The sequence below is a fragment of the Phormidium pseudopriestleyi FRX01 genome (genome assembly GCF_017313335.1).
In the GTDB taxonomy this organism is placed as follows: Bacteria; Cyanobacteriota; Cyanobacteriia; order Cyanobacteriales; family Laspinemataceae; genus Laspinema; species Laspinema pseudopriestleyi.
This window is the reverse complement of record NZ_JAFLQW010000529.1, coordinates 1-5285: the sequence shown is the minus strand read 5'-3', so window position 1 is coordinate 5285 and position 5285 is coordinate 1. Positions and strand designations below refer to the sequence as shown.

The 5285-nt window shown below is 51.0% G+C and carries 4 protein-coding genes; 3 read left to right on the top strand and 1 reads right to left on the bottom strand.

Going from position 1 to position 5285, the window contains the following annotated elements; genetic code table 11:
- The 3 genes from J0895_RS20115 to J0895_RS20105 form a co-directional block, all read left to right on the top strand.
- The coding region (locus J0895_RS20115; RefSeq protein ID WP_207089781.1) for an energy transducer TonB at positions 1 to 915 on the top strand (915 nt) is incomplete at its 5' end.
- A 200-nt stretch (positions 916 to 1115) separates the two neighbouring features.
- A complete protein-coding gene (locus J0895_RS20110; RefSeq protein WP_242541445.1) occupies positions 1116 to 1697 on the top strand; it encodes a diguanylate cyclase in 582 nt (193 codons plus the stop codon).
- Positions 1698 to 1897: 200 nt separating this feature from the next.
- Positions 1898 to 3238, top strand: a complete 1341-nt coding sequence (locus J0895_RS20105) for a GTPase family protein (protein WP_207089780.1) — start codon at positions 1898 to 1900, stop codon at positions 3236 to 3238.
- 335 nt (positions 3239 to 3573) lie between these two features.
- Here J0895_RS20105 and J0895_RS20100 read toward each other — a convergent pair whose 3' ends face one another.
- The gene (locus J0895_RS20100; RefSeq protein WP_207089779.1) at positions 3574 to 4974 is read right to left on the bottom strand and encodes an ABC transporter substrate-binding protein; all 1401 of its coding nucleotides are present in this window, start codon (positions 4972 to 4974) and stop codon (positions 3574 to 3576) included.
- Between the last annotated feature and the right edge of the window lie 311 nt (positions 4975 to 5285).

The window sequence follows — 5285 nt, the reverse complement described above, 5'->3', positions numbered from 1 at the left end:
ATAGAATCTGCCACCCTCGAACCCACTCCCGAGGCAATGCCGGAACCGGAGGCGATCGCAGAAGCCACCCCCGAACCCACTCCCGAACTAATGCCGGAATCGGAGGCGATCGCAGAAGCCACCCCCGAACCCATTCAGGAACCTGAATCTCTGGATGCACCGCAGGAAACTCCAGCAGCAGAAGTCCCGGCAGGGATGGAAACGCCGCGATCGGATTTGCGGGCGGAACCGTTACCCCGACAGAGTTCCCCGAAACCTATTCCCGAGCCGGCCCCCATGCGGCCCCAGGAGATGTCTCCCTTTGCGAATTCTTCCCCTTTGGACCCTGGGCATAATTCTAGAATTGCTAATTCCAATGATATCCAGAGGGATCCGAGGTTGACGGAACCCGTTACTCCAGAACGACTGCCGGAGGTCCCCGATGTGAAGATTGTCGAGGAAACCCAGGGACAGTCTTCGGGGGTTGAGGATGACTCGCTATTCAATCCAGGGGCGATCGCCAATGGTGAATCCGATCACCCCTTTGAGTCGAATCTCGATCGCCTGTCGTCACCCGGGAACGAGACTCAGGGGACTCCCGAGGAAAACGAGAGTCGATTCCCAGGGAGTGAGACGGATTCAACGCTAGGTGAGACAGGAAGTTTGGGAAATGAGTCGGGACTGGAAGAAATTGCCTGTCGTCGTTGCGATCGCCCCCCCTATCCCCAGATTGCCCTAGATAATGCTTGGTCCGGGACGGTGATTCTAATCGCCGATATCGCCCCGGATGGGACGGTGATTTCATCAAAAATTCAGCACTCTAGCGGTTATGATATCCTCAATGATGCGGCTCAGAAGCAAGTAGAAACCTGGAGATTCGACCCTTCAGAACAGGGTCAACAGGGACGGGTGATTTCAGTCCCCTTTGAACGGTAAGCTGTTGTTTGGTCAGGACAGAGGAACGGGACTGATGGAAAGTGGAAATTGGCAGGAGTGGGTGACGGTTTGGGGTTATCTGGGCTTTACCCTGTTGATTATGGGCTGTATATGGGTGGCGGGGAAACGATAGGTGATGCTCCCGATGCGATCGCCGATCTCTGGAATTGCTCAAAGCCGTTGCCAGTCAGTTAGGGGTAATGATTCAGGGTAAAAAAACCGAAGCCGCTTTAAAAAAAGCTAATTTAGAATTAGAACGGCTGGCAAATCTGGATAGTTTAACCCATGTCGCCAATCGCCGTCGCTTTGATGAATATCTAAATCGCGAATGGAATCTCGCACAACGAGAAAAATATCCGCTTTCCTTAATTTTATTTGACCTCGACTATTTTAAAGCGTATAATGATTACTACGGACACCAAGCCGGCGATCGCTGTTTGCAACAAGTAGCCCGATCCTCCGGCAGTGCGATCGCCCGCAAGACCGACTTACTTGCTCGTTATGGGGGAGAAGAATTTGTCATAATCTTAGCCAATACCAACGGTGACGGGGCGCTTACCGTGGCCGAAACCATTCGCGATCGCCTCAAACAGTTGCAACTACCTCACTTGGATTCCCAAGTCAGTCCTTGGGTCACCGTTAGTCTGGGGATCGCCACCACCATTCCCACGGAACAAGAGAACCCCGAATCGTTAATTGCCGCCGCCGATGCTGCACTCTATGAAGCCAAATCTCAAGGTCGCGATCGGGCTATCCTCAAAGAACTCCCCCCAGACCCTTGACCCCTCAATCTGTCTAAGGTTCAACCCAGACTGCTGCCTTCCCCAGGCATTTTTCCACCCAATCCCTCTAAGTTGGCTCAAATTGCGATACAGTATTCCTGGGGTCTCACCCGATCGCGGGTTAATCCCCAGAAAAAATCCCGACTGCGGAGGCGGGTTTTTCATCAAAGCAGCATCGATTCGTCGTTTTTATACAACAGATGAGTGAGCAACGTGAGACTGATTCCCCCAAACCCGATTCCCATCCGTCCCCAGAACCGACGGAGAATATCACCCTGGAATCGCCAGAATCAGCCCAAAAATCCTGGACCGATCGCCTTTCCGGGGTCTGGAATCAGGCCACAGACCGTCTAAAACAACTCTCCCTGGGCGATCGCCTCCCTCAATATTTTCAGGATTGGTTCAGCGTCAGCGATGAACGAGTCGCTGAAATTTTGGCAGCAGTTCGCGCCCAATTGCCCACTACCGAGGCCCTATTAATTGGCAAACCCCAAGCGGGCAAAAGTTCCATCGTCCGTGGACTCACCGGAGTTTCAGCCGAAATTGTCGGCCAAGGATTTCGTCCCCATACCCAACATACAGAACGCTATGCCTACCCCTCCAGTGAGTTACCGTTACTGATTTTTACCGATACCGTCGGACTCGGCGATGTCAACCAAGATACTGCGGCGATCGTCCAAGAGTTGGTAGAGGATTTGCAACAAGAAACGGGTCGGGCCAAAATCCTCATTCTCACGGTAAAAATCACCGATTTTGCCACAGATTCCCTCCGCCAAATTGCCCAACAGTTACGCGCCGCATCTCCTCACATTCCTTGTTTACTGGTGGTGACCTGTTTACATGAAGTATATCCCCCCAATACGGAAGACCATCCCCCCTATCCCCCGGATTATCCCTCGGTAAATCGGGCGTTTGAGTCGATTCAATCGGGGTTTGCCGAGATTTGCGATCGCGCCGTTGCCCTGGATTTCACCCTAGAAGAAGATGGCTATACTCCTGTGTTTTATGGCTTAGATGCCCTCAGCGATGCTTTAGCAGACCTCCTGCCGGAAGCCGAATCCACCGCTATTTATCAACTGTTAGACCAAGGCGCGGGTGAGAAAATTGGCACATTATATCGCGATGTTGCCCGACGGTATATTTTAGCCTTTTCCATCATGGCCGCCACCCTGGCTGCTGTTCCCCTGCCCTTTGCCACCATGCCGGTCCTGACGGCGTTACAAGTCTCCCTGGTGGGATTGTTAGGCCGACTCTATGGACAAACTCTCACGCCGTCCCAAGCGGGAGGAGTCGTCAGTGCGATCGCCGGTGGATTCGTCGCCCAGGCGATCGGGCGGGAATTAGTCAAATTTGTACCCATTTTCGGCAGTGCGATCGCTGCCTCCTGGGCCGCCGCCTATACTTGGGCTCTCGGTGAAGGCGCTTGTGTGTATTTCGGTGATTTAATGGGCGGTAAAAACCCCGACCCGGACAAAATTCAAGCCGCCATGCAAGATGCTTTTGACTCCGCTAAAGAACGGTTTAAAGGCATCAAACGTTAAGGTTTGGTCAAGAGATCTGGAGTGACACCAAACGTTCGTAGAGGGTTTGGAAACCAAACCCCTACATCAGATCAGAGGGTTTGGAAACCAAACCCCTACATCAGATCAGAGGGTTTGGAAACCAAACCCCTACATCAGATCAGAGGGAAACGTTATATAGCAGCTCCTTTATCAGTTGTGGAATGCCCTCACCCCCAACCCCCTTCGACCCTTCGGCGGGGCTCAGGGCTCAGGACAGGCCTCTCCCAAAGGGGGAGAGGGGAGCAGGAGAGGGCATAAATCATTTAGGATTGCTATATAACTAATGATAACCAAAAACGCCCCCGGTTAAACCATCAAGGAATCGGAATAAAATCATAACCCAATCCTGATCGCGTTCCCGGTTCAACTTTAACCAATTCCGTGGCTTGATTGCGATCGCCCGAAGGCAAAAACCGAATATTTCCGCTACCCCCCTGAGCCAAAAAGCCCGGTTCTGATAACACCCTTTGCACTCCCTGGCGGGTAGAATCTACAGAAATACCAGCAATCAAAGCCTGAGTCGCGTCATAAGCCATAGTAGTCCGCCAGTTAATACTAGCGCCCCATAGCTGAGTTGCCGCCATAGAAAACCCCGAATTAGGGTTATTGAGAATATGCCAGGGAATCGCCACCACCATCCCTTCACTATCGGATCCCACCTGGAGAACTTCAGGTCTGTAGAGACTATCTCCCCCCAACACAGGTAAGGTTTTAGCATTAACACGCAGCACTTGTAACGCCTCACTAACCGTTTCCGTATTCGCTAATAAGACGATCGCCTCTGCTCCCTGTTGCGTCGCTGATTCTACCGCATCAAAACTATTAAAATTAGCCTCAACCAGATTAATCTGTGCCACCACAGTGCCGCCATCTCCATATAAAGCCGTAGTAAACTCATCTTTGAGAGAACGACTATAACTACTATTCTCGTTATAAAAAATAGCTGCCTGGTTCAGATTCAGGCTACCCACCATATATTTTGCCAGAGTATTAGCCGTAAAGCGATCGCTAGGAACAGTCCGAAAAATGAAATTCCCCGCCGTAGATAACTGGATTGAGGTACTGGTGGGAGAAATTGCCACCAACTGACCCTGTTCATAAACCCGGGATGCAGCCAAAGTCACATCACTGCCAAAATGCCCCACCACCCCCAAAACCTGGTCATCAGCCACTAGAGACTGAGCCACTTGTTCAGCCTGATTAGGGTTGTTGGCATCATCAGCAATCACCACGCGCAGGGGAAGCCCGTTAATACCGCCAGCTTGGTTCACTTCATTTTGAGCCTGAGCCACTCCCCGCAGAATTTCCTGGGCTGAATTTTCGGAAGTAGTGATGGGAACAGAAGCGGCAATTGTATAAGAACTTCCACCGCCAATGCGGGCATTATTCAGATAAATTAAGGCTTCAGGATCATTGCGATTTTGCTTTAGGGAGGCTTCCAACTCAGAAACCGCCTTGAAATAATTTCCCTCGGACAAAGCCTCAATTCCCTGCTGTTTGGCGGGGGAAGTTTTACTAGAAATTAATAACTGTTCCCCACCACTGATAGAGCTGGATCGGGAGTCATTCCTAGCCGTTGGGGAACTCGCAGAGGGTCTAAAGTCTGTCCCAGTTCGGGATTGCCACTGGCTAAAGGCAAAATAACCGACGGCGACTAATCCTCCGGTCAGCAGTAAAGCTACAATCAGAATGACTGTTTCGTTCTTTTGAGACATTCTCAAATCTCCAATACCGTTGTTCTTTGTAGGTCCCCATCTATGGTTTTACTATAACCTGAACAGGCGATATACCCTAGCCGAGATTGCTCAGGGATTGTACTGGCGGGGTCGCAATTGCGGGGGTTAGGTCTGACGGGGGGCGATCGCATCTAAGGCTTGCCCGGTTTGTCCAATAAGTCTCGGAAGCGATCGTTATCTAGGGACTCATCTGGGTTTGCGTTAAAACACTTTTTTGTTGATTTTGCAAGGGTTTCAGACTTTGAGAGAGACTCATCTGGGTTTGCGTTAAAACACTTTTTTGTTGATTT

Coding starts and splice junctions, on each gene's coding strand:
- J0895_RS20110 (WP_242541445.1), top strand. CDS start 1,116: ATGATTCAGGGTAAAAAAACCGAAGCCGCTTTAAAAAAAGCTAATTTA.
- J0895_RS20100 (WP_207089779.1), bottom strand. CDS start 4,974: ATGTCTCAAAAGAACGAAACAGTCATTCTGATTGTAGCTTTACTGCTG.
- J0895_RS20105 (WP_207089780.1), top strand. CDS start 1,898: ATGAGTGAGCAACGTGAGACTGATTCCCCCAAACCCGATTCCCATCCG.